Source organism: Streptomyces sp. H51, assembly GCF_035656535.1.
Classification (GTDB): domain Bacteria; phylum Actinomycetota; class Actinomycetes; order Streptomycetales; family Streptomycetaceae; genus Streptomyces.
Window position 1 is genome coordinate 262,208 of the sequence record NZ_JAYMHD010000075.1, and the last position, 23,971, is coordinate 286,178.

The following is a 23,971-nucleotide window of genomic DNA, read 5'->3' on the forward strand; positions in this document are numbered from 1 at the left end:
ACCCACGGTGGCACCCAGCAGCACCCGCCCGACCAGCCGTGACGTCGCACAACGAGCCGGGGTCTCGCAGGCGGCCGTCTCCCTCGTCCTCGGCGACAAATGGCGCGGCCGCGTCTCCGCACCCACCGCCGAGCGGGTACGACAGGCCGCACGCGACCTCGGCTACCGCCCCAACCTCGCCGCCCGCAACCTGCGCCTCGGCCGCACCCGCACGGTCCTCCTCGTCGTGCCCGTCCTGACCACCGAGTTCTTCGCCGGCGTCTACACCGGCGCCGCCCGCGTCGCCGCCGGCCACGGCTTCGGCGTCGTCCTCTACCCGTCCCCCGAAGGAAGGCCCCTGCGGGCCGCCCCCATCCCCGACCCCTTCGCCTCCGCCCAGGCCGCCGTGGACGGCGTCATCGCCTCCTCCATGACCGCCGACGCCCTCACCGCCATCCGCGGCGACCAACTGCCCCTCGTGATGCTCGACAGCGACCCCGCCGGCAGCCTCGGCGCGGCCACCGTCAACCTGGACATCGCCGACGGCGTCCGGCAGATCGCCGAACACCTCCTCGGCCTCGGCCACCGCCGCTTCCTGCACCTGGCCGCCGACGTACCCTCCTGGACCTTCGAGGTCCGCGCGCGCGAACTCGCCGCCCGCGTCCGCGCCGCCCCCGGCACCACCCTGCACACCGCCCGCGCGCCCATCTCCATCGACGCCGCCCTGACCGCCGCCGAGACCGCCCTGTCCCGGCCCGGCCCCCGGCCCACGGCGCTCGTCTGCGACGACGACAAAATGGCGGCCGGCGCCTACAAGGCCCTGCGACGGCTCGGCCTGCGCGTCCCCGACGACGTCTCCGTCACCGGCCTGGACGACCTCGCCCTGGCCACCGCCCTCGACCCCGAACTGACCACCGTCCGCCTGGACGCCGAACTCTTCGGCGAACACGGCATGCGGGCGCTGCTGGCGGTACTGGAGGGCCGCACACCGGAACCGGGAGACATCCCCGTCGAACTCGTCGTCCGGGGCTCCACGGCGCCGCCGAGCACCTCCTGAACGCCCTGTGCCCCGGCCGCAGAACCGGCCGGGGCACACGAGGAACGGGACGGGGCGGGCCTACTCCTCCTCGGAACCCGCGGCCTCGGAGCCCTCCGAGCCCTCCGAGCTCCCCGCCTCGGCGGACGCGCCACCGCTCTCCAGCAGCCGGGAGAGCTGACGGCCCACGATGCGCTTGAACTTGCGCGCCTGCGGACGCGTCCGGTCCAGCACCGCGACCTCCAGCCGCTCGGCGGGAATCTCCCGCTGCGTGCCGTTCGTGTCACGCGACAGCGCCTGCACGGCGAGCTTCAGAGCCTCGGCGAGGCTCATGCCGTCCTGGTGCCGCTGGTCGAGGTAACTGCTGATCTGCTCGGCATTGCCGCCGACCGCGACCGAGCCGTGCTCGTCCACGATCGAACCGTCGTGCGGCAGCCGGTAGATCTGGTCGCCGTCCGGCGTCTCGCCGACCTCGGCCACCACCAACTCCACCTCGTACGGCTTCTCGCCCGCCGAGGAGAAGATCGTGCCCAGCGTCTGGGCATAGACGTTGGCGAGACCGCGCGCGGTCACGTCGTCACGGTCGTAGGTGTAACCGCGCAGGTCGGCGTAGCGCACACCACCGATGCGCAGGTTCTCGTACTCGTTGTACTTGCCGGCGGCCGCGAAGCCGATCCGGTCGTAGATCTCGCTGAACTTGTGCAGCGCGCGGGACGGGTTCTCGCCGACGAAGACGATGCCGTCGGCGTACTGCAGCACGACCAGGCTGCGGCCACGGGCGATGCCCTTGCGGGCGTACTCCGCCCGGTCGGCCATCGCCTGCTGGGGTGAGACATAGAACGGCGTCGACACCGGTTATCCGTCCCTTTCTGTCGAAGTCACAGGATCACCTTGATAAGGAGCCCGGCCGCCGGCTACAGCAGCGCGGCCCGCGGGCCGTCGGGCTGCTCCAGCCGCCGCTCCAGGATCGAGCGGGCGATGACGGAGGACTCGTCCTCGGTGAGACGGCGGAAACCGTCCTCGGTGATCACGGTGACGATCGGGTAGATCCGGCGGGCGACATCGGGACCACCGGTCGCCGAGTCGTCGTCAGCCGCGTCGTAGAGAGCCTGCACCACCAGCGTGGTGGCCTGCTCCTCGGTCAGGTCCTCGCGGAAGAGCTTCTTCATCGCTCCGCGCGCGAAGATCGAGCCGGAACCCGTGGCCGCGTAGCCGTGCTCCTCGGAGCGGCCGCCCGTGACGTCGTAGGAGAAGATGCGGCCCTTCTCCCGGTCCACGTCGTAACCGGCGAAGAGGGGCACCACGGCCAGACCCTGCATGGCCATGCCGAGGTTGGAACGGATCATGGTCGACAGGCGGTTGGCCTTGCCCTCCAGGGAGAGCTGGGCCCCCTCGACCTTCTCGAAGTGCTCCAGCTCCAGCTGGAACAGCTTCACCATCTCCACGGCCAGACCGGCGGTGCCGGCGATGCCGACCGCCGAGTACTCGTCGGCCGGGAAGACCTTCTCGATGTCGCGCTGGGCGATCACGTTGCCCATGGTGGCCCGGCGGTCACCGGCGAGCACCACACCCCCCGGGAAGGTCACGGCGACGATGGTCGTGCCGTGCGGCGCCTCGATCACCCCCTGGACGGGCGGCAGCTGCCGCCTGCCGGGCAGCAGATCCGGCTGGTGCTCGGAGAGGAAGTCCATGAACGACGAGGATCCCGGCGTCAGGAAGGCAGCTGGTAGACGCCCGGTGCTACGAGTGTTGGCTTCCACGCGATTCCTTCCACGTAAGCAGCAGCCCGCCTTATGGCATCGGGCCGATCCTTGAACTGCCCCAGTGCGGCATTGCAGCTGAAGCACAGTACGCCACGGACCCTACCCGTCTTGTGGCAGTGATCCACATGCTCGGGCACAGCCGCCAGACATATACAGCAGACGCCTCCTTGCGAGGCGATCAACTCGTCGCGCTCGGCTTCGGTGATGCCGTACTGACGCTTGAGATGGTCCTGCCGCCCGCGCCGGGACCGGCATGCCTTGCAGCGAGTGGCCAGCCCGTCGGAAGCGGTCGCGTTGCGATGCCAATCGCTGTGGGGCTTGACCTCACCACACGTCCGGCAGAGCATGTGCCCGGCCGGGACGTCCACCTTCTCCCGCACGGCCCTGCCCATGGCCTCCCGGCGGCGCCGGTAGTACGCGGCACTGTATTCCGCCACGCACTCCCGGCAGTGCACTTGGAGTCCATCCCGCCGATTCCGGTCTCGCGCAAACGCCGCAGGAGGCAGCTCCCGCTCACATTTCCTGCATCGCTTCGCGTTCGGCTCCTCGGTCACCCTCTCCCTCGCCGCTTTCATTTCAAAGGAAGGACGGCCGATTCACCTTCACTCTCCGCCCTTTTGCACGAAGGACCTCACGAAATCCTCGGCGTTCTCTTCGAGTACATCATCGATTTCGTCCAGGACGGAGTCCACGTCGTCGCTCAGCTTCTCGTGGCGCTCCTTGAGGTCGTCGGTCGCCTGCGCGTCCTGCGCCTGCTCCTCGACCTCCTCGGTGGAACGCGTCGCCTTCTGCTGTCCGCCGCCGGTGTCCTTGGTCGCCATAACCCTCACCCCGCTCGGTTCGACGTTCTTGATCAGACCCTACAAGCAGGGTCCGACATCGGCCCCGCTGTTCCCTCAACGTCCGGGGACCACCTTCATGATTCCCTTGCGCCGGGTTTTCCACCCTGCCTCGCCTGCCGGACAGGGTCGGCCCCGGGTACCCGCTCAGCCGCCGGACAGCACCCTGACCAGGTCTTCCGCCGTGCGGCAACGGTCCAGGAGCGCCTTGACGTGATTTCGCGTTCCGCGAAGCGGTTCGAGGGTTGGGACGCGCTGGAGCGAGTCCCGGCCCGGGAGATCGAAGATCACCGAGTCCCAGGAGGCCGCCGCGACGTCTTCCGCGTACTGCTCCAGGCAGCGTCCGCGGAAGTAGGCGCGGGTGTCCTCCGGCGGCTTGGTGCGGGCCCTGTCGACCTCGTCCTCGGTCAGGATGCGCTTCATGCGGCCGCGGGCGGCCAGCCGGTTGTAGAGGCCCTTCTCGGCCCGTACGTCGGCGTACTGGAGGTCGACCAGGTGGAGCCGGGCGGCGTCCCAGTCGAGGCTGTCGCGGCGCCGGTAGCCCTCCATGAGCTCCCGCTTGGCGACCCAGTCCAGTTCGCCGGCCAGGCTCATCGGGTCGTGTTCCAGGCGGTTGAGGGTGTCCTCCCAGCGGGCCAGGACGTCCTTGGTCTGCTCGTCCGCGTCGGCGCCGTAGCGTTCCTCGACGTACTTGCGGGCCAGTTCGTAGTACTCCATCTGCAGCTGGACCGCGGTGAGCGTCCGGCCGCTGCGCAGCGTGACGAGTCGCTTGAGCGAGGGGTCGTGGGAGACCTGGTGGAGGGTGCGGACGGGCTGGTCGACGGCCAGGTCGACGGCGATGAAGCCGTCCTCGATCATGGACAGGACCAGGGCGGTCGTGCCCACCTTCAGGTAGGTCGAGATCTCCGAGAGGTTCGCGTCGCCGATGATGACGTGCAGGCGGCGGTACTTCTCGGCGTCCGCGTGCGGTTCGTCGCGGGTGTTGATGATCGGCCGCTTGAGCGTCGTCTCGAGGCCGACCTCGACCTCGAAGTAGTCGGCGCGCTGGCTGAGCTGGAAGCCGTGCTCGTGTCCGTCCTGGCCGATGCCGACGCGGCCGGCGCCGGTCACCACCTGGCGGGAGACGAAGAACGGCGTGAGGTGGCGCACGATGTCCGAGAAGGCGGTCTCCCGCTTCATCAGGTAGTTCTCGTGCGTGCCGTAGGAGGCGCCCTTGTTGTCGGTGTTGTTCTTGTAGAGGTGGATGGGCTGGGCGCCGGGGAGCTGGGCCGCGCGTTCGGCGGCCTCCGCCATGATCCGTTCGCCGGCCTTGTCCCAGAGGACCGCGTCGCGCGGGTTGGTGACCTCGGGTGCGCTGTACTCGGGGTGTGCGTGGTCGACGTACAGTCGCGCGCCGTTGGTGAGGATCACGTTGGCGAGGCCGATGTCCTCGTCGGTGAGCTGACTGGCGTCGGCGGCCTCGCGGGCGAGGTCGAAGCCTCGCGCGTCCCGCAGCGGATTCTCCTCCTCGAAGTCCCATCGGGCCCGCCGGGCCCGGTGCATCGCCGCCGCGTAGGCGTTGACGATCTGGGACGAGGTGAGCATGGCATTGGCGTTGGGGTGGCCGGGGACGGAGATTCCGTACTCGGTCTCGATGCCCATTACTCGCCGTACGGTCATGCGGCCCTCCTTGCCCGGCGGCGCCCTCGGTCGGGGGCGGCGCTCAGATACCGCTGGCGCTCCGGTGCGTGTGCGGTGCCCGTCCCCGCACTGCGCGACTCGGCGGTACCGGTACCGAAGAGCCTAGAACGGCTCTGCGCTGGTGGGGAGATCATTTGCGTCATTGGTCTTGCTCCGGCAGTGGCCCGGAAAGCACTCGGCTGCGGGTACCCGCTGAGGGCACCCGCAGCCGCCCTGACTTTTAGAGGTACTGACCGGTATTCGCCACCGTGTCGATGGAGCGTCCGGTGTCCGCGCCCTGCTTTCCGGTGATGAGGGTGCGGATGTAGACGATCCGCTCGCCCTTCTTGCCGGAGATCCGGGCCCAGTCGTCCGGGTTGGTGGTGTTGGGCAGGTCCTCGTTCTCCTTGAACTCGTCCACGCATGCCTGGAGGAGGTGGGAGACGCGCAGGCCCTTCTGGTTGTGGTCGAGGAAGTCCTTGATCGCCATCTTCTTGGCGCGGCCGACGATGTTCTCGATCATGGCGCCGGAGTTGAAGTCCTTGAAGTAGAGGACTTCCTTGTCGCCGTTGGCGTAGGTGACCTCCAGGAAGCGGTTCTCCTCGGACTCGGCGTACATGTGTTCGACGGCGGTCTGGATCATGCTCTCGACCGTGGCCGCCTTGTCGCTGCCGTGTTCGCCGAGGTCGTCCGCGTGGAGCGGAAGGCGCTCGGTGAGGTACTTCCCGAAGATGTCCCTCGCCGCCTCGGCGTCCGGACGCTCGATCTTGATCTTCACGTCGAGCCGGCCGGGGCGCAGGATGGCCGGGTCGATCATGTCCTCGCGGTTGGAGGCGCCGATGACGACCACGTTCTGCAGGCCCTCGACGCCGTCGATCTCGGCGAGCAGCTGCGGGACGATGGTGTTCTCCACGTCCGAGCTGACGCCGGAGCCGCGGGTGCGGAAGAGGGATTCCATCTCGTCGAAGAAGACGATGACGGGTGTGCCCTCGCTGGCCTTCTCCCGGGCACGCTGGAAGACGAGGCGGATCTGCCGCTCGGTCTCGCCGACGTACTTGTTCAGCAGCTCGGGGCCCTTGATGTTGAGGAAGAAGCTCTTGCCGGCGGCCTGGCCGGTGACCTCGGCGACCTTCTTGGCCAGCGAGTTGGCGACGGCCTTGGCGATGAGCGTCTTGCCGCATCCGGGGGGCCCGTACAGCAGGACGCCCTTGGGCGGCCGCAGTTCGTGCTCCTTGAACAGGTCGGGGTAGAGGTACGGGAGCTCGACCGCGTCGCGGATGGCCTCGATCTGGTTGCCCAGGCCGCCGATCTGCTCGTAGCCGATGTCCGGGACTTCCTCGAGGACGAGTTCCTCGACCTCGCTCTTGGGGACGACCTCGTAGACGTATCCGGAACGGGGTTCGAGCAGCAGGGCGTCGCCGGCGCGGATGGTGACGTCCAGCAGCGGCTCGGCGAGCCGTACCACCCGTTCCTCGTCGGTGTGCCCGAGCACCAGGGCGCGCTCGCCGTCCTCGAGGATCTCCTTGAGGGTGACGATGTCCCCGACACGCTCGAACTCCATGGCGTCGACCACGTTGAGCGCTTCGTTGAGCATCACTTCCTGGCCGCGCCGGAGCTCGTCGAGCTCGACGCCGGGGCTGACGTTCACCCGGAGCTTGCGGCCGCCGGTGAAGATGTCGGCGGTGCCGTCCTCGTTGGCCTGCAGGAAGACACCGAAGCCGGCCGGTGGCTGCGCGAGCCGGTCGACTTCCTCCTTGAGGGCCACGATCTGGTCGCGGGCCTCACGGAGCGTGTTGGCGAGCCGCTCGTTCTGCGCGGACACGCCGGCCAGGTTGGTCTGCAGCTCGACGATCCGCTCTTCGAGAATCCTCGTGTGTCGCGGAGAGTCGGCGAGCTTGCGTCGCAGGACGGCGATCTCCTGCTCAAGGTAGGCAATCTGCCCGTCGGGGTCCTCGGACCCTCGTCCCGGGCGGATGCCGCGGTTCATGTCGTCGTCGTGGGCTGCCACGGTCCTCACCTCCTCCAAGGGGAGCTGGACGCTTCCAGACCCTACCTGGGTGGGTGTCGATTGAAACCCCTAGATCACAAAGACGGTCGGGGTGTGTCCGATCTTCACCCTTGCGCTCTCCCTCACGCCAGGGGAATACCCACCGAACATGATTGGAAAGCGGGCGAAGGTAGGGTCGAAGTGTTCAACACCCTTCAGAGCTGGCCTGATTCCCGTCGGCTCGTCAGCTGAACGGCAGGAGACATGAGCGTGCAGCAGGAGGCCGTGCAGCAGGTGGCCGGTGCCGACGGCGCGGCGCTGGAGGTCTGGGTCGACCAGGACCTGTGTACCGGTGACGGCATCTGCGCCCAGTACGCGCCGGAGGTGTTCGAGCTGGACATCGACGGTCTGGCCTACGTCAAGGGCGGCGACGGCGAGCTGCTTCAGGACAGCGGGGCCACGGCGCCCGTGCCGCTGCCGCTGCTGACGGACGTGGTGGACTCCGCGAAGGAGTGTCCGGGCGAGTGCATCCATGTACGGCGCGTTTCGGACAAGGTGGAGGTGTACGGCCCGGACGCCGAGTGAGAGGGGTGTCACCTCGCGTGACGGTTGTCTGATTTCTCACAGCCGCCGGTGGCGCGGGTCACACGCTCCGGGTGCCGGCGGGTGTCGAGCGGACGAAGGCGCCGTCCTTCCAGGCCCACTTCGCCTTGTCGGTCCGGTCGGGGCAGCAGCGGGGCACGTCGTCGGACGAGTAGCCGCGGAGGGTGGCGAGGACGGCTCCGTCGCGCACCGCGAGGTCGCCGACGGTGTCGCCGTCCTGGGGGTCGACGAGGGTGGCCACCACGCGCGCCTTGTCGCCGTGGGCGGCGCGGGTGAGGACGTACACGCCGTCGGGCGGGGTGCCCATGGGGGCGTCGCAGTGCACCACGGCCACGGTCTCCGGCCTGCCGTCGCCGTCGAGGTCCCCGGTGGCCTTCTTCTGCACCACGGCCTTCACCGGGCCGCAGGTGATCGGGAAGTCGACGCCCGCGGTGCCGGGCGGGGTGGCCGCGTGGACGGCCTCGGTGTCGTGACCGGCCGGCTGTGCCGCCGTCGCCGAACCGGGCTGCAGGAGTGAGGACACGGCCATCACGCCGGCCACGGCCGTGGCGGTGGCGAGCCAGTGGATCGGGCGGGTTTGGGTGTGGGCCAGTTCCGGGACGGCGGAGTGCTGCACTAGGAGTGTCTCCTGTGAGGGCTGTGCCGGTGGGGGTGGCCTGCATCGTGCCACACGTCACAGTGTGAAGGAACGGCGGGGGGGCACGGCCGGGGCGGTCCCCGCGCGGGTTCGCTCGCTTTGTACTGTTCTGTCAACCCGCGAGCGCCGTCGCGGAGTTCCGGAGTGTGCCGGGGAACTCCGCGGCGGCGCTCGTATGTTGACCGCGGCCGGGTGGCCTCAGCGGCCGGCGCCTCCGTCGGCGTTGGGGCCGGCGTAGTCCTCGCCGTAGGCGCCCTTGGCGGGGCGGCGGCGGCGCATGGGCGGCTCGACGCCGTCGGCGAGGCGGCGGGCGGTGAGGAGGAAGCCGGTGTGGCCGATCATCCGGTGGTCGGGGCGGACGGCCAGGCCCTCGATGTGCCAGTTGCGGATCATCGTCTCCCAGGCGGTCGGCTCGTTGAAGCAGCCGATCTCGCGGATGGACTCGACGGTCCGGGCGAGCTGGGTGGTGGTCGCGACGTAACAGCACAGGATGCCGCCGGGCACGAGCGCCTTGGAGACGGCCTCCAGGCATTCCCAGGGGGCGAGCATGTCGAGGATGACGCGGTCGACGTCGGTGTCGCTCAGGTTGTCCTGGAGGTCACCGACCGTGAGCTGCCAGGCGGGGTGCGGTCCGCCGAAGTAGCGTTCCACGTTCTGCCGGGCGATGTCCGCGAAGTCCTCGCGGCGCTCGTAGCTGTGCAGCATGCCCTGGTCGCCGATGGCGCGCAGCAGGAAGCTGCTGAGCGAGCCGGAGCCGACGCCGGCCTCGACCACGCGCGCGCCGGGGAAGATGTCGGCGAAGGCGAGGATCTGCCCCGCGTCCTTCGGGTAGACGACGGCTGCCCCGCGGGGCATGGACAGGACGTAGTCGGGGAGCAGGGGGCGCAGCGCGAGGTAGGCGACGTTCCCGGTGGTGCGGACAACGCTGCCCTCGGGAGCGCCGATCAGTTCGTCGTGCGGGAAGGAACCCTTGTGGGTGTGGAAGTTCTTCCCGGCCTCGAGCGTGAACGTGTAGTGGCGGCCCTTGGGGTCGGTCAGCTGTACCTGGTCCCCGACCTTGAAGGGCCCGCGCCTGCGGGCGGCACCGGTCGGTTCGGACATGTGAACAGCCTACCGGCCTTTGCGGGCCCCGCCGACCACGGCGGGGGTGGACCGGTGGGCCGCCGGGAGGGGCGGCCGGGGGCCGCCGGGCGGGCGGGTCGGCGGGCCGGAAAGCTGGGGGGCCGGGGGGCCGGGGGGCCGGGGGGCCGCTACGAGGGCCTGGCCATGGCCTTGACGAAGGCGCGCTCCACGTCGGCGGCGGACAGGACGCCGTAGATCTCGCCGGTCTCCTCCACCACCAGGTACTCGGTGGCCGGGGTGGCGCGCAGGGCGTCCAGGAGGTCTTCTCCGGCGAGTTCGGCCGAGACGCGCATGCCGTCGGTCAGTTCCTGGGCGAGGCCGCTGACGGCGACCCAGGGGCGGCGGTGTTCCGGCACGCCGACGATGGCGGCCTCGCGGACCAGGGAGAGGGGGGTGCCGTCGGGGTCGACGACGACCAGGGCGCGGGCGCCGGCGGCGTTGGCGCGGCGCAGTGCCTCGGAGAGGGGGGTGTCGGTCTCGACGGGGACCGCGCGCCGGGTGAGGTTGCGCGCGCGCAGTTCCGGCAGGTGCTCGCGCAGCCGGGCCATCCGCAGGCTGTTGCCGGCTCCGGTCCAGATGATCGCGGCGAGGATGGCGGCGAGCAGGGCGTCGGTGACGGTGTCCATGCCGACGTTGTCCTCGGCGTTGCTGCCGAGCGCTCCGGACTGGGTGAGCAGCGGGAGGCCGATCAGGACGGAGACGGCGAGCGCGCGGCCGACCCAGGCGGCGGCGACGGTGCCGCTCATGGGCTTTCCGGTGATCTTCCAGACGACGGCGCGGAGCATGCGGCCGCCGTCGAGGGGGAGGCCGGGCAGGAGGTTGAAGACGGCCACGATCAGGTTGGAGACCATCAGGCCGGCGAGCAGGACGCCGGGGACGGTGCCGGGCTCGACGGGCTGCATGGCCAGGTAGAAGACGCCGGCCAGGACGAGGGAGAGCAGCGGGCCGACGAAGGCGAGCACGAACTCCCGTCCGGGGGTCTCGGCCTCCTTCTCGATCTCGGAGACGCCGCCGAAGAACTGCAGCTGGATGCGGCGGACCGGGAGTTTGTAGCGCAGCGCGGCGACCGTGTGGGCCAGTTCGTGGACGAGGACGGAGGCGTAGAAGGCGACCGCGAAGAAGAGGGAGACCAGGTAGCGGGCGGCGCCGAGCTCGGGCAGCACGCGCTCGAGCTGCCCGCCGAACACCCAGGTGATCAGGGCGGCGACGAGGAACCAGCTGGGCGCGACGTAGACCGGCACGCCGAAGGGGCGTCCCATCAGCAGTCCGCCCCGCGGCTCGGGCCGCTGCGGCGGCGGGTTCTTGGCGCCTCCCCCCGCGGAGTGCGCGGGCGTGCGGCTCCCGGCCCTGGTGGGGCGGGGGGCGGCCGGGTGGTCGGGGCGGGCAGGGCGATCGGCGGGGGCCGGGCGGTCGGCGGCCGGGCGATCGGCGGGGGCCGGGTGGTCACCTCGGGCCGGGTCGCCGGTGGTGGGCGGGGTGTCCGGCCGGTGTCCGGAGGGGCGGTCCTGCTCGGCGGCGTCCTCGGCGGGGGCCGGGCGGTGCTCGGCCAGGGTTGCCGGGTGGGCGGGCGGGCCGGCCGAGGGGGCGGGTCCGCCGGTGCCGGGGTCCGGCTGCGGGGTGTCCGTAGACCGGGGCGCGGATGCGGGCGACCCGTCCTCGGTCCGCGCGGTGACACCGTTGCCGCCGGACGGCGGTGCCGCTTCCGCGGGTTCGCCGGCCGGTGTCGGGGTGGGGGCGGGGCGCGTCGTCGGCGTCTGCGTGTCGTCGGCCGCCGTGGTGCCGCCGTCGGTGTCGGCCGGGGTCGCGGTTCCCGCGAGGTGGTCGGCCGACTCGTCGGTGCCGGTGCGCGGCTGCCCGCTCCCGCCGCTCTCGTCCACGGTGTCCCCTCGTTCGCAGCGTCTCCCGCGCCTGCCGGGCGGAAGGGTCTCTGGTCGATGGTATGCGTCCGTCGGGGCGCGTTCCGCCCCGGCACCCCCTGTGTTTCCCCCTCCGTCGCACCTGTCACGGCCTCGACCGGATCACTGTCAGTGGCGGGCCGTAAGGTCTGGGGCATGGAGACGAGCACGGAGGACGCGGCGCAGGCCCCCGACGGCGGCGCCGCACAGGCCGGGGCGCCGGTTCCGGCGGAGCCGGTGGCGGTGGTGACGGCCGAAGCGGTGAGTGCGGTGGGCACGGCGGGTGCCCGGCCGGCGGCCGGCGTGCCCACCGCACTGTCCCCGTCCCGGGCCGGCGACTTCATGCAGTGCCCTCTGCTGTACCGGTTCCGGGTCATCGACCGGCTGCCGGAGAAGCCCAGCGAGGCGGCCACCAGGGGGACCCTGGTGCACGCGGTGCTGGAGCGCCTCTTCGACGCACCGGCCGCCGAGCGGACCGCGCCCCGCGCCAGGTCCCTCGTCCCCGGGCAGTGGGACCGGCTGCGGGAGACCCGGCCGGAGGTCGCGGAGCTGTTCCGGGACGACGCCGACGGCGAGCGGCTCGCCCGGTGGCTGACGGAGGCGGAGCGGCTCGTCGAGCGCTGGTTCACGCTGGAGGACCCGACCCGGCTGGAGCCCGCCGAGCGGGAGCTGTTCGTCGAGGCGGAGCTGGCCTCCGGGCTGAGGCTGCGCGGGATCATCGACCGGGTGGACGTGGCGGCGACGGGCGAGGTGCGGATCGTCGACTACAAGACGGGCAAGGCGCCCCGGCCCGAGTACGCGGAGAGCGCCCTGTTCCAGATGAAGTTCTACGCCCTGGTGGTGTGGCGGCTGAAGAAGGTGATCCCGCGCCGGCTCCAGCTCGTGTACCTGGGCAGTGGGGACGTGCTGACGTACGACCCGGTCCTCGCCGACCTGGAGCGTGTGGAGCGGAAGCTGCTGGCGCTGTGGGAGGCGATCCGGCTGGCGACGGAGACGGGCGACTGGCGGCCGCGGCCGACGAAGCTCTGCGGCTGGTGCGACCACCGGGCGCACTGCCCGGAGTTCGGCGGCACTCCCCCGCCGTATCCGCTGCCGGTCCGGGCGTCCGGGTCCGGTCGCTGAGCGGGCGCAGGGCAGAATGGGGCCGGACTAGCGAAGGAGACTTACGTGGCCATCCGCGTCCTATTGGTCGACGACCAGCCGCTGCTGCGTACCGGGTTCCGGATGATCCTGGAGGCCGAGCAGGACATCGCGGTCGTCGGCGAGGCCGGAGACGGCCTCCAGGCTCTCGACCAGGTACGGGCCCTGCAGCCCGACGTGGTCCTGATGGACATCCGCATGCCGCGTATGGACGGCGTGGAGGCGACCCGGCAGATCACCGGGCCCGGGCGGGACGGCCCGGCGAAGGTGCTGGTGCTGACCACCTTCGACCTCGACGAGTACGTGGTGGAGGCGCTGCGGGCGGGCGCCAGCGGGTTCCTGCTGAAGGACGCGCCCGCCAATGAGCTGGTGCAGGCGATCCGGGTGGTGGCCGCGGGCGAGGCGATGCTCGCGCCGAGCATCACGCGGCGGCTGCTCGACAAGTACGCCACGCATCTGCCGTCCGGCGACGAGCCGGTGCCGGACACGCTGCACACGCTCACCGACCGCGAGGTGGAGGTGCTGAAGCTGGTGGCCCGCGGTCTGTCCAACGCGGAGATCGCCGCCGACCTGTTCGTCAGCGAGACGACGGTCAAGACGCACGTGGGCCATGTACTGACCAAGCTGGGCCTGCGCGACCGGGTGCAGGCGGCGGTGTACGCGTACGAGAGCGGGCTGGTGCGCCCCGGCGCGCAGTAGGGCCGGACGACGAAAGAGGGCGCGCCTTCCGTGCGGAAGGGGCGCCCTCGGTGTTTTCGCCGGCCGTCGCTCAGGCCCTTGCCGGGTCGGGACCTTGCGGGGCTGCCGGAGAACCGGGTGGGTCTCAGCCGCCCACGCCGCGGCCGAGTTCCCACAGCTGGAGGCTGGAGGCGGAGTTGAGCGCGTACGCGGTGCCGGTGACCTTGTCGCCGGATGCGACGTACTGCTTGCCCTGCCACAGCGGCAGCAGCGGGACGTCCTCGGCGATGGCGTCCTGGATCTCGGTGAGGCTCTTGGCCGCCCCGACCCGGTCCGCCTCGCGGCGGGACTCCGGGATCAGGCTGTTGATGATGGTGCTGTTGCGGTACGGCAACTTGAGGAAGTTGTCCTTGTCGAGGAAGGGCGCGAGGTAGTTGTCGGCGTCCGGGAAGTCCGGGAACCAGCCCATGCCGAAGGCGTCGTACTCGCCCTTGCGCTCGGCCGGGACGAAGGTGTCCCAGGGCGCGCCCTTGACGGCGACGTCGAACAGCCCGCTGTCGTTGAGCTGCTGCCGCAGGACCTCGAACTCCTTCTTCGTGGCGGGGCCGTAGTGGTCGGTCGTGTAGTGCAGGGTCAGCTTGACCGGGGAGGTGATGCCGGCGGCGGTCAGCAGGGCCTTGGCCTTGGCGACGCTCGGGTCCCCGTACTTGTTGAAGAACGAGTTGGAGTGGCCGGTGATGCTCGCCGGGACCATCGAGTAGAGCGGCTCGGCCTGGGTGCCGTAGACCTTGGAGACGAGCTCGCCGCGGTTGATGAGCTGGGCGATCGCCTGGCGGACGGCCTTGGACTTCACCGTCGGGGCGCTGGTGTTGAAGGCGAGGTAGCGGATCTCCAGGCCGGCCATCTCCACCAGGTCCACGCTGCCGCCCGACTTGGTGGACAGCGCCTGGATCTGCTGCGGCGACATGGTGCGGGTCATGACGTCGATGTCACCCTTGTCCAGGGCGTTGCCCATCTCCGTGGCGTCCGCGAAGGAGACCATGTCGACCTTGGAGTTGTTGACCTTCAGGACGCCCTTGTAGTCGGGGTTCTTGGTGAAGGTGGCCTTGACGACCTCGTCGTTCTTGACCTCGGTGTGCAGGGTGTACGGGCCGGAGCCGTCCACGGCGAAGCCGTCGCGCAGCTTGTCCTTCTGGTAGTCGTCGGGGTTGATGATGCCCGCGACCGGGGTCGACAGCTTGAAGGGGAAGGTGGCGTCGGCGGTCTTGAGGTGGAAGATGACCTCGTTGTCACCCTGTGTCTCGACGGTGTCGATGGTGGACAGCAGGGCGAAGACGCCGGAGTCGGCCTTGATGGCGCGGGCGCGGTCGATGGAGTACTTCACGTCGGCCGCGGTGATCTTGTCGCCGTTGGAGAACTTCAGGCCGTCGCGCAGCTTGCAGGCGTAGCGCTCGTTGCCCGAGTCGGTGAACGCGCAGCTCTGTGCTGCCTCGGGCACCGGGTCGCCCTCGCCCTTCGGCTGGATCATCAGGGTCTGCACGGTCTGGCGCAGGATGTTCCAGCTGCCGACGTCGTAGGCGTACGCGGGGTCGAGCGGCGCCGGGGCGTCCTTCGTGGCGGTGAACCGGTCCGTGGTGCCGACGACGATCGCATCCCCGCCGTCGCTGCCGCCGTCGGACCCGCCACAGGCGGCGAGAACCGGCGCGAGCAGGCCGACCACGGCCGGCAGCACCAAAGTCTTGCGGTTCATGCTCGAGTTTCTCCAGAGCTGTGAGGTCCGTGTATCCGGCATGCGGGGGTGTCGATGCGGATGCACAGGGGTAGGGGTTGATGTTCTCGCGACGAGGTTAATGCGCGCCCGCACGGGGGCTCGCGGTCACCGGGGGCGATCTGCCATCACGCAGCGAAACCGGGTGTGGACACACCGAAAACCCGACAGCGGAAGGATTCGTGCAGCGTTCCACCAATCAGGACACAAGGGCACGCCGGACACCCCCGAATGGGGGTGAACAGCACACCTCGGCCGTCCTGTCGACCGCCTGGTGAGTGGGGAACGTCACATGGTCAAACATTGTACGAGGGAGCGGAATTCAGCCGTCCGCCAATGCCCCAGGACCCGGGGGGACTCGGGAGGCCTCGGGGGGAACGCTCTTGGGTGTCCCGGTCAGCTCGTGGGCATCAGGCCGCGCAGGAAGGCCAGGTCGACCGCTTCCAGGGAGGAGACGACCGTGCGCCGCTCGGCGGGCGCGATGGGGGCGACCGACGGCACGGCCACCACGTGGCAGCCCGCGGCCTCGGCGGCGGCGACGCCGGTCGCGGTGTCCTCCACGACCGCGCATCTGGTCGGGTCCACGCCCAGTCCGGCTGCCGCGACCAGGTACGGATCGGGGTGGGGCTTGGTGCGCCGCACCTCGTCGCCGGCGACGGACAGCCCGAAGTGGTGGGACCCGAGCGAGCCGAGGACGCGGTCGATGATGCGCCGGTGGGACGCGGAGACCAGGGCGGTCGGGACCGCGTACTCGGAGAGTTCGGCGAGCAGCCTGGCGGCGCCCGGCATCAGCGGCAGGGCGTCGGCGATGCGCTCCTCGAACCCCTGGTTGAGCAGGACCGTGAGTTCGGCGAGGTCGATGTCGGCGCCGGTGGCTTCGATCAGGAAGCCCGCGCTGCGTGTCATGGGGCCGCCGACGACGACGTGGCGCCAGGAGTCGTCCAGGGCATGACCGAGGCGGGCGAAGACCTCCACCTCGACGTCCCACCAGAACCCCTCGGTGTCCACCAGGGTTCCGTCCATGTCCAGGAGCACGGCCTGCAGGGCTGAGCCCGAGTTCTGGGCCGTCGGGATCTCCGTTGCTCGTGCGGAGCCGAGAGCTTGGGGAAGGGATCCGGGCGCGGGGACCGTACTGGTCATCCGGGCGCACCTCCTTGAGGGACGATCAGGCCGGCTGCTCCTTTTTCGCAAAGGTGAGCAACCGGCCTGCGGTGGACCGACCAGTGTACGACTGTCGCGGGCGAAGCGCCTCGTTTGAAACGGGTGTGCCGGGGCACACCGGCGATACGGCCGGGGGTGGTCCCGGCGTGTGCCGGTGCGGCCCCGGAGGGGCCGGTCAGCGGGCGTTGAAGTACTTCGCCTCCGGGTGGTGGATCACGATCGCGTCCGTGGACTGTTCGGGGTGCAGCTGGAACTCCTCGGACAGGTGGACGCCGATGCGCTCCGGCTGGAGCAGGTCGGCGATCTTGGCGCGGTCCTCCAGGTTCGGGCAGGCGCCGTAGCCGAGGGAGAAGCGGGCGCCCCGGTACTTGAGGGCGAACATGTCCTCGATGTCGCTCGGGTCCTCGCCCGCGAAGCCGAGTTCGCCGCGCACGCGCGCGTGCCAGTACTCGGCGAGCGCTTCGGCCAACTGCACGGACAGGCCGTGCAGTTCGAGGTAGTCGCGGTACGCGTTCGCCTCGAACATGCGGGCCGTCTCCGCGCCGATGCGGGAGCCGACGGTGACGACCTGGAAGCCGACGACGTCGGTCTCGCCCGATTCCTCCGGGCGGAAGAAGTCGGCCAGGCAGAGCCGGCGGCCGCGGCGCTGGCGGGGGAAGGTGAAGCGGGTTCGTTCGTTGCCCCGTTCGTCCAGGACGATCAGGTCGTCGTCCTTGGAGACGCAGGGGAAGTAGCCGTAGACGACGGCGGCTTCCAGCAGGTTCTCCGTCTGGAGCCGGTCCAGCAGGCCGCGCAGCCGCGGCCGGCCCTCGCTCTCGACGAGTTCCCCGTACGTCGGTCCCTCGCCGGAGCGGGCCTGCTTCAGACCCCACTGCCCCTTGAACAGCGCGCCCTCGTCCAGCCAGCTCGCGTATTCCTTGAGCTGGATGCCCTTGATGACGCGGGTGCCCCAAAACGGCGGGGTGGGGACGGGGTTGTCGGTGGCGACGTCCGAGCGGACGTGGCCCTCCTCCGGCCGTTCCGCCACCTCGACGGCGGCGGCGCGTACCCGGCGCTGCTTCAGCTCGGGCAGTTTCGCGCCGGGTACGCCCCGCTTGACGCCGATGAGGGCGTCCATCAGGCGCAGTCCCTCGAACGCGTCGCGGGCGTAGCGGACTTCGCCCTCGTACAGCTCGTGCAGGTCCTGCTCGACGTACGCCCGGGTGAGGGCGGCGCCGCCGAGGATGACCGGGTAAGTGGCTGCCAGGCCGCGCTGGTTGAGCTCCTCCAGGTTCTCCTTCATGATCACGGTGGATTTGACGAGGAGTCCGGACATGCCGATGACGTCGGCCCTGTGCTCCTCGGCCGCCTCCAGGATCGCGGAGACCGGCTGCTTGATGCCCAGGTTGACGACGTTGTAGCCGTTGTTGGACAGGATGATGTCCACCAGGTTCTTGCCGATGTCGTGCACGTCGCCGCGCACGGTGGCCAGCACGATGGTGCCCTTGCCGGCCTCGTCGGTCTTCTCCATGTGCGGTTCGAGGTGGGCGACGGCCGCCTTCATGACCTCGGCGGACTGCAGGACGAACGGCAGTTGCATCTGGCCGGAGCCGAACAGTTCGCCGACGGTCTTCATGCCGTCCAGCAGCGTCTCGTTGACGATGTCGAGGGCGGGCCGCTCCTGGAGCGCGGCGTCGAGGTCGGCCTCCAGGCCGTTGCGCTCGCCGTCGATGATGCGGCGCTTGAGGCGCTCCTCCAGCGGCAGCGCGGCGAGTTCCTCGGCCTTGCCGGCCTTCAGGGACTTGGCGGTGGCGCCCTCGAACAGGGCCATCAGCTTCTGCAGCGGGTCGTAGCCCTCGCCGCGGCGGTCGTGGATGAGGTCGAGGGCGGTGGTGACCTCCTCCTCGCTGAAGCGGGCGATCGGCAGGATCTTGGAGGCGTGCACGATCGCCGAGTCCAGGCCCGCCTTGACGCACTCGTCCAGGAAGACGGAGTTGAGCAGGATGCGGGCGGCCGGGTTGAGGCCGAAGGAGATGTTCGACAGGCCGAGGGTGGTCTGCACGTCCGGGTGGCGGCGCTTGAGCTCGCGGATCGCCTCGATGGTGGCGATGCCGTCCCCCCGGGACTCCTCCTGGCCGGTACAGATGGTGAAGGTCAGACAGTCGATGAGGATGTCCGACTCGTGGATGCCCCAGGTGCCGGTCAGGTCGGCGATGAGCCGTTCGGCGATCTCGACCTTCTTCTCCGCGGTGCGGGCCTGGCCCTCCTCGTCGATGGTCAGCGCGATCAGCGCGGCGCCGTGCTCCCTGGCGAGCCGGGTGACCTGGGCGAAGCGGGACTCGGGGCCGTCGCCGTCCTCGTAGTTGACGGAGTTGATGACCGCGCGGCCGCCGAGCTTCTCCAGGCCGGCCCGGACGACGTCGACCTCGGTGGAGTCCAGGACGATCGGCAGGGTGGAGGCGGTGGCCAGGCGGCCGGCGAGTTCCTCCATGTCGGCGACGCCGTCGCGGCCGACGTAGTCCACGCACAGGTCGAGCATGTGCGCGCCCTCGCGGATCTGCTCGCGTGCCATCTCCACGCAGTCGTCCCAGCGGCCCTCCAGCATGGCCTCGCGGAACTTCTTGGAGCCGTTGGCGTTGGTGCGCTCGCCGATCGCCAGGTAGGAGGTGTCCTGGCGGAAGGGGACCGTCTGGTAGAGGGAGGCGGCGCCCGGCTCGGGCTGCGGGGCGCGCTCGGCCGGGGTGAGGTCGCGGACCCGCTCGACGACCTGGCGCAGGTGTTCGGGGGTGGTGCCGCAGCAGCCGCCGACGAGGGAGAGGCCGTAGTCCCGGACGAAGGTCTGCTGCGCGTCGGCGAGGCCCTCCGCGTCCAGCGGGAAGTGGGCGCCGTCCTTGGTGAGGACGGGCAGGCCGGCGTTCGGCATGCACAGCAGCGGGATGCGGGAGTGCCGGGCGAGGTAGCGCAGGTGCTCGCTCATCTCGGCGGGGCCGGTGGAGCAGTTCAGGCCGATCATGTCGATGCCGAGCGGCTCCAGCGCGGTGAGCGCGGCGCCGATCTCGGAGCCCAGGAGCATGGTGCCGGTCGTCTCGAAGGCCATCGAGCACAGCAGGGGCACCTCGACGCCGGCGGCCCGCATGGCGCGGCGGGCGCCCAGGACGGAGGCCTTGGTCTGCAGCAGGTCCTGGGTGGTCTCGACGATCAGGGCGTCGGCGCCGCCGGCGAGCAGGCCCTCGGCGTTGGCCTGGAAGCCGTCGCGGAGGGTGGTGTAGGGGACGTGGCCCAGGGTCGGCAGCTTGGTGCCGGGGCCGATCGAGCCCAGGACCCAGCGGCGGCGGCCGTCACCGGCGGTGAACTCGTCGGCCACCTCGCGGGCGATGCGGGCGCCGGCCTCGGACAGCTCGAAGACGCGGCCTTCGATCTCGTACTCGGCCATGGCGGCGTGGTTGGCGCCGAAGGTGTTGGTCTCGACGCAGTCGACGCCCACGGCGAAGTACGCCTCATGGACCGACCGGACGATGTCGGGCCGGGTGACGTTGAGGACCTCGTTGCATCCCTCGAGGTTCTCGAAGTCCTCCAGGGTCGGCTCCTGGGCCTGGAGCATGGTGCCCATCGCTCCGTCGGCGACCACCACACGGGTGGCCAGGGCCTCACGGAGTTCGGACACACGGGTCCGGCTGTCGGCGGAAGGGGTCGGCGACGAGGCCATGAAGGGGCTCCCTTGAGGTGCGACGGCTGTCGGCTTTGCGTCCGCCCGCGGAACTCTCCGCGGCGGGCGCACCACGTCAGAGTAACCGGGTCGGCCGACCGACGGTCGGGGCGTCCACGGGCCGGACGACCGCCCGGGTGACCGAGGCGACACGATGAGGACCGCCGGGGCGGTCGGGGCGACACTATGAGGACCGCCGGGGCGGTCGGGGCGTCCGCGAGGAGGACCGCCCGGGTGACCGGGGCGTCCATGGGCCGGACGGCCGCCCCGGTGGTCGGGGCGTCCGCGAGGCGGGCGAGGATGACGGGCGGGGCACCGGCGGGATACGGGTGACGCAACAGGTGTTGACCGACCATTAGCGGGAGGTCGGCATCGACCGGTAGTGTTCGACATTGCCGAACAGTGGCGGCGACCTCGCACGGCGACGGTCGAAGGGGACGGAGGCAGCACGGCGATGGCACGGAACATCCAGTCGCTCGAACGGGCGGCCGCGATGCTGCGGCTCCTCGCGGGCGGTGAGCGGCGCCTCGGCCTGTCGGACATCGCCTCCTCGCTGGGCCTCGCCAAGGGCACCGCCCACGGCATTCTGCGCACCCTGCAGCAGGAGGGCTTCGTCGAGCAGGACGAGGCGTCGGGGCGCTACCAGCTGGGGGCGGAGCTGCTGCGCCTGGGCACCACCTATCTCGACGTGCACGAGCTGCGGGCGCGGGCCCTGGTGTGGGCGGACGACCTGGCCCGTTCCAGCGGCGAGAGCGTCTACCTGGGCGTGCTGCACCAGCACGGCGTGCTGGTCGTGCACCACGTCTTCCGGCCCGACGACAGCCGGCAGGTGCTGGAGATCGGGGCGATGCAGCCGCTGCACTCCACGGCCCTGGGCAAAGTGCTGTCGGCGTACGACCCGGTCGCGCACAGCGAGGCGCTGGAGGCCGACCGCAAGGCCTTCACCGAGCGCACCGTGTGCGACCTGGAGGGCTTCGAGCACATCCTCGACATCACCCGCGCGCGTGGCTGGGCGGCGGACGTCGAGGAGACCTGGGAGGGCGTGGCGGCCATCGCCGCGCCCATCCACGACCGGCGGCGGATGCCGGTGGGCGCGGTCGGCATCACCGGCGCGGTGGAGCGGCTGTGCCGGGACGGCGAGCTGCGGCCGGAGCTGATCGCGGCGGTGCGGGACTGCGCGCGTGCGGTGTCGCGGGATCTGGGCGCCGGGCGGTTCTGACCGGCGCGGGACGCGAACGGCGGCCGGAATGCCGGGTGGCGTTCCGGCCATCGCCATGTGCCGACAAAAGCGGCAAACTTCCCCTCCGACCCACGTACCCGCACACCCCGCCGAGGGCACTGACCAGGAAGATCGACAGCTCATGGCGATGAGTAACGATCACATTTTCGGTAAACGAACTATTGACGCACACGTGACCCCCCAGCGAGACTCCCGTCCAGCGGTCGGCATTGTCGAACACCTACCGGCAATTCACGCTAGAGTGTGGCAACGCCAAGGGCCGGCATCGCTCTCACCCCCGAGGGCGCCGAACCCCCGGAGGGACCCCGGGGTTCCGGCTCCCCTGGACGAAGGACAAAGGAGTCGCGGGTGTCCAGCTCCGACATCTTCATCGGCGAGACCATCGGTACCGCCGTACTCATCCTGCTCGGCGGCGGCGTCTGCGCCGCCGTCACGCTGAAGGCCTCCAAAGCCCGCAACGCCGGCTGGCTCGCCATCGCCTTAGGCTGGGGCTTCGCCGTACTCACCGCGGTCTACACCTCGGCGCCGCTGTCCGGCGCCCACCTGAACCCGGCCGTCACGCTCGCCCTCGCCGTCAAGGACGGCGACTGGAGCGACGTGCCGGTCTACTGGGCCGGGCAGCTCCTGGGCGCCATGATCGGCGCGACGCTGGTGTGGGTCGCCTACTACGGGCAGTTCCACGCCCACCTCACCGACCGGGAGATCGTCGGCGGTCCGGGGGCGCAGGCCACCGCGGCCAAGGCCGTGGAGGCGCAGGAGAAGGGCGCCGGCCCGGTGCTCGGCATCTTCTCCACCGGTCCGGAGATCCGCAACGCGGTGCAGAACCTCGCGACGGAGATCATCGGCACGATCGTGCTGGTCCTCGCCGTCCTGACGCAGGGACTCAACGACAGCGGAAAGGGCCTCGGCACCCTGGGCGCGCTGATCACCTCGCTCGTCGTGGTGTCGATCGGCCTGTCCCTCGGCGGCCCGACCGGATACGCCATCAACCCCGCCCGCGACCTCGGCCCGCGCATCATGCACGCCCTGCTGCCCCTGCCCGGCAAGGGCGGTTCCGACTGGAGCTACGCCTGGGTCCCGGTGGTCGGCCCGCTGATCGGCGGCGCGACAGCCGCGGGCATCTACAACGCCGCGTTCGCCTAGACACACCGGACCTCCAGCGCGTGCCGTACGCGCGGCCCTTCGACCACGGACCCTCCAGGAGCACACAGTGACCGACGCCCACACCGCCGGCATCTCGTCCCACGGCCAAGGCCCCTTCATCGCCGCCATCGACCAGGGCACGACCTCCTCCCGCTGCATCGTCTTCGACCGCGACGGCCGCATCGTCTCCGTCGACCAGAAGGAGCACGAGCAGATCTTCCCGAAGCCGGGCTGGGTGGAGCACGACGCCACCGAGATCTGGACCAACGTCCAGGAGGTCGTCGCCGGAGCCATCGAGAAGGCCGGCATCACCCGCGACGACATCAAGGCCATCGGCATCACCAACCAGCGCGAGACCACGCTGCTGTGGGACAAGAACACCGGTGAGCCCGTCCACAACGCCCTCGTCTGGCAGGACACCCGCACCGACGCCCTGTGCAAGGAGCTCGGCCGCAACGTCGGCCAGGACCGCTTCCGCCGCGAGACCGGCCTGCCGCTGGCCTCCTACTTCGCCGGCCCGAAGGCCCGCTGGCTGCTCGACCACGTCGACGGCCTGCGCGAGCGCGCGGAGGCGGGCGACATCCTCTTCGGCACCATGGACAGCTGGGTCATCTGGAACCTGACCGGCGGCGTCGACGGCGGCCGGCACGTCACCGACGTCACCAACGCCTCCCGCACCATGCTGATGAACCTCCACACCCTGGAGTGGGACCCGAAGATCTGCGAGTCCATCGGCGTCCCGATGGCGATGCTCCCGGAGATCCGCTCCTCGGCCGAGGTGTACGGCGAGATCACCGGCGGCAAGCTGGGCGAGTTGCTCGGCGGCATCCCGGTCGCCTCCGCGCTCGGCGACCAGCAGGCGGCCCTGTTCGGCCAGACCTGCTTCTCCGAGGGCGAGGCGAAGTCCACGTACGGCACCGGCACCTTCATGCTGATGAACACCGGTGAGAAGATCATCAACTCCTACTCCGGCCTGCTGACCACGGTCGGCTACCGGATCGGCGACCAGACCCCGGTCTACGCCCTGGAGGGCTCCATCGCCGTCACCGGTTCGCTGGTGCAGTGGATGCGCGACCAGATGGGCCTGATCTCCACCGCGGCCGAGATCGAGACGCTCGCGCTGTCGGTCGAGGACAACGGCGGCGCCTACTTCGTGCCGGCCTTCTCCGGCCTGTTCGCCCCGTACTGGCGCCCCGACGCCCGCGGTGTGATCGCCGGACTGACCCGGTACGTCACCAAGGCGCACCTGGCGCGCGCCGTGCTGGAGGCCACCGCCTGGCAGACCCGCGAGATCAGCGACGCGATGACCAAGGACTCCGGCGTCGAACTGACCGCCCTCAAGGTCGACGGCGGCATGACCTCCAACAACCTGCTGATGCAGACGCTCGCGGACGTCCTGGACGCGCCCGTGGTGCGTCCGATGGTCGCCGAGACCACCTGCCTCGGCGCCGCCTACGCCGCCGGCCTCGCCGTCGGCTTCTGGACCAGCACCGACGACCTGCGCGCCAACTGGCGCCGGGCCGCCGAGTGGACCCCCCGCATGGACGCGGAGACCCGCGACCGTGAGTACAAGAGCTGGCTCAAGGCCGTCGAACGGACCATGGGCTGGCTCGAGGACGAGGAGTAAGAACCCGAC

At 70.5% G+C, this 23,971-nt stretch carries 18 protein-coding genes and 1 pseudogene; 7 read left to right on the plus strand and 12 right to left on the minus strand.

All coding sequences use genetic code 11. The annotated features are described in order from the left end of the window. Positions 1-7 precede the first annotated feature (7 nt). Entirely contained in the window at positions 8-1,036 is a 1,029-nt protein-coding gene (locus tag VKA29_RS27850; RefSeq protein WP_324788743.1) for a LacI family DNA-binding transcriptional regulator, read from the plus strand. A 60-nt stretch (positions 1,037-1,096) separates the two neighbouring features. Here VKA29_RS27850 and prcA read toward each other — a convergent pair whose 3' ends face one another. The 6 genes from prcA to arc all read right to left on the minus strand — a co-directional run bounded on the left by prcA (position 1,097) and on the right by arc (position 7,284). Continuing rightward, positions 1,097-1,867, minus strand: coding sequence for a proteasome subunit alpha (prcA, locus tag VKA29_RS27855; RefSeq protein WP_324788744.1), 771 nt, complete (start codon positions 1,865-1,867; stop codon positions 1,097-1,099). A gap of 62 nt (positions 1,868-1,929) precedes the next feature. Next, a complete protein-coding gene (prcB, locus tag VKA29_RS27860; RefSeq protein ID WP_324788745.1) occupies positions 1,930-2,775 on the minus strand; it encodes a proteasome subunit beta in 846 nt (281 codons plus the stop codon). Beyond that, complete coding sequence (locus VKA29_RS27865) at positions 2,727-3,353, minus strand: endonuclease VII domain-containing protein (protein ID WP_324788746.1); 627 nt, start codon at positions 3,351-3,353, stop codon at positions 2,727-2,729. The genes prcB and VKA29_RS27865 overlap by 49 nt, the downstream gene beginning before the upstream one ends. 27 nt (positions 3,354-3,380) lie before the next feature. Then, a complete protein-coding gene (locus tag VKA29_RS27870; protein ID WP_121888496.1) occupies positions 3,381-3,599 on the minus strand; it encodes a ubiquitin-like protein Pup in 219 nt (72 codons plus the stop codon). A 165-nt stretch (positions 3,600-3,764) separates the two neighbouring features. Further along, entirely contained in the window at positions 3,765-5,276 is a 1,512-nt protein-coding gene (dop, locus tag VKA29_RS27875; protein WP_351899199.1) for a depupylase/deamidase Dop, read from the minus strand. Positions 5,277-5,517: 241 nt separating this feature from the next. Beyond that, the gene (gene arc, locus VKA29_RS27880) at positions 5,518-7,284 is read right to left on the minus strand and encodes a proteasome ATPase (RefSeq protein WP_324788747.1); all 1,767 of its coding nucleotides are present in this window, start codon (positions 7,282-7,284) and stop codon (positions 5,518-5,520) included. A gap of 243 nt (positions 7,285-7,527) precedes the next feature. Here arc and VKA29_RS27885 point away from each other — a divergent pair, with 243 nt between their 5' ends. After that, positions 7,528-7,848, plus strand: a complete 321-nt coding sequence (locus VKA29_RS27885; RefSeq protein ID WP_324788748.1) for a ferredoxin — start codon at positions 7,528-7,530, stop codon at positions 7,846-7,848. 58 nt (positions 7,849-7,906) lie between these two features. Here the strand turns inward: VKA29_RS27885 and VKA29_RS27890 are convergent, their stop codons facing one another. The 3 genes from VKA29_RS27890 to VKA29_RS27900 all read right to left on the minus strand — a co-directional run bounded on the left by VKA29_RS27890 (position 7,907) and on the right by VKA29_RS27900 (position 11,502). Beyond that, the gene (locus VKA29_RS27890) at positions 7,907-8,482 is read right to left on the minus strand and encodes a hypothetical protein (protein ID WP_324788749.1); all 576 of its coding nucleotides are present in this window, start codon (positions 8,480-8,482) and stop codon (positions 7,907-7,909) included. Between the two features lie 219 nt (positions 8,483-8,701). After that, positions 8,702-9,604: a tRNA (adenine-N1)-methyltransferase gene (locus VKA29_RS27895; RefSeq protein ID WP_014671696.1), complete on the minus strand. Its 903-nt coding sequence runs from the start codon at positions 9,602-9,604 to the stop codon at positions 8,702-8,704. Between the two features lie 149 nt (positions 9,605-9,753). Then, complete coding sequence (locus VKA29_RS27900; RefSeq protein ID WP_324788750.1) at positions 9,754-11,502, minus strand: site-2 protease family protein; 1,749 nt, start codon at positions 11,500-11,502, stop codon at positions 9,754-9,756. A 174-nt stretch (positions 11,503-11,676) separates the two neighbouring features. Here VKA29_RS27900 and VKA29_RS27905 point away from each other — a divergent pair. Further along, positions 11,677-12,673, plus strand: a pseudogene (locus tag VKA29_RS27905) (RecB family exonuclease). A 14-nt stretch (positions 12,674-12,687) separates the two neighbouring features. After that, positions 12,688-13,359: a response regulator gene (locus VKA29_RS27910; RefSeq protein WP_020141342.1), complete on the plus strand. Its 672-nt coding sequence runs from the start codon at positions 12,688-12,690 to the stop codon at positions 13,357-13,359. A 124-nt stretch (positions 13,360-13,483) separates the two neighbouring features. Here the strand turns inward: VKA29_RS27910 and VKA29_RS27915 are convergent, their stop codons facing one another. From VKA29_RS27915 to metH, 3 genes are all read right to left on the minus strand, one after another. Further along, on the minus strand, positions 13,484-15,088 hold the full coding sequence (locus VKA29_RS27915; RefSeq protein ID WP_324788751.1) for an ABC transporter substrate-binding protein: 1,605 nt from the start codon (positions 15,086-15,088) through the stop codon (positions 13,484-13,486). A gap of 414 nt (positions 15,089-15,502) precedes the next feature. Continuing rightward, positions 15,503-16,246 carry an HAD family phosphatase gene (locus VKA29_RS27920; RefSeq protein ID WP_324788752.1) on the minus strand — a complete coding sequence of 248 codons (744 nt, stop codon included), beginning with the start codon at positions 16,244-16,246 and terminating at the stop codon, positions 15,503-15,505. Between the two features lie 196 nt (positions 16,247-16,442). Beyond that, positions 16,443-19,952 carry a methionine synthase gene (metH, locus tag VKA29_RS27925; protein WP_324788753.1) on the minus strand — a complete coding sequence of 1,170 codons (3,510 nt, stop codon included), beginning with the start codon at positions 19,950-19,952 and terminating at the stop codon, positions 16,443-16,445. 454 nt (positions 19,953-20,406) lie between these two features. Here metH and VKA29_RS27930 point away from each other — a divergent pair, with 454 nt between their 5' ends. The 3 genes from VKA29_RS27930 (at position 20,407) to glpK (ending at position 23,962) form a co-directional block, all read left to right on the plus strand. Next, positions 20,407-21,171: an IclR family transcriptional regulator gene (locus VKA29_RS27930; RefSeq protein WP_324788754.1), complete on the plus strand. Its 765-nt coding sequence runs from the start codon at positions 20,407-20,409 to the stop codon at positions 21,169-21,171. Positions 21,172-21,540: 369 nt separating this feature from the next. Continuing rightward, entirely contained in the window at positions 21,541-22,335 is a 795-nt protein-coding gene (locus VKA29_RS27935) for an MIP/aquaporin family protein (RefSeq protein WP_324788755.1), read from the plus strand. Between the two features lie 67 nt (positions 22,336-22,402). After that, a complete protein-coding gene (gene glpK / locus VKA29_RS27940) occupies positions 22,403-23,962 on the plus strand; it encodes a glycerol kinase GlpK (protein ID WP_324788756.1) in 1,560 nt (519 codons plus the stop codon). Positions 23,963-23,971 lie beyond the last annotated feature (9 nt).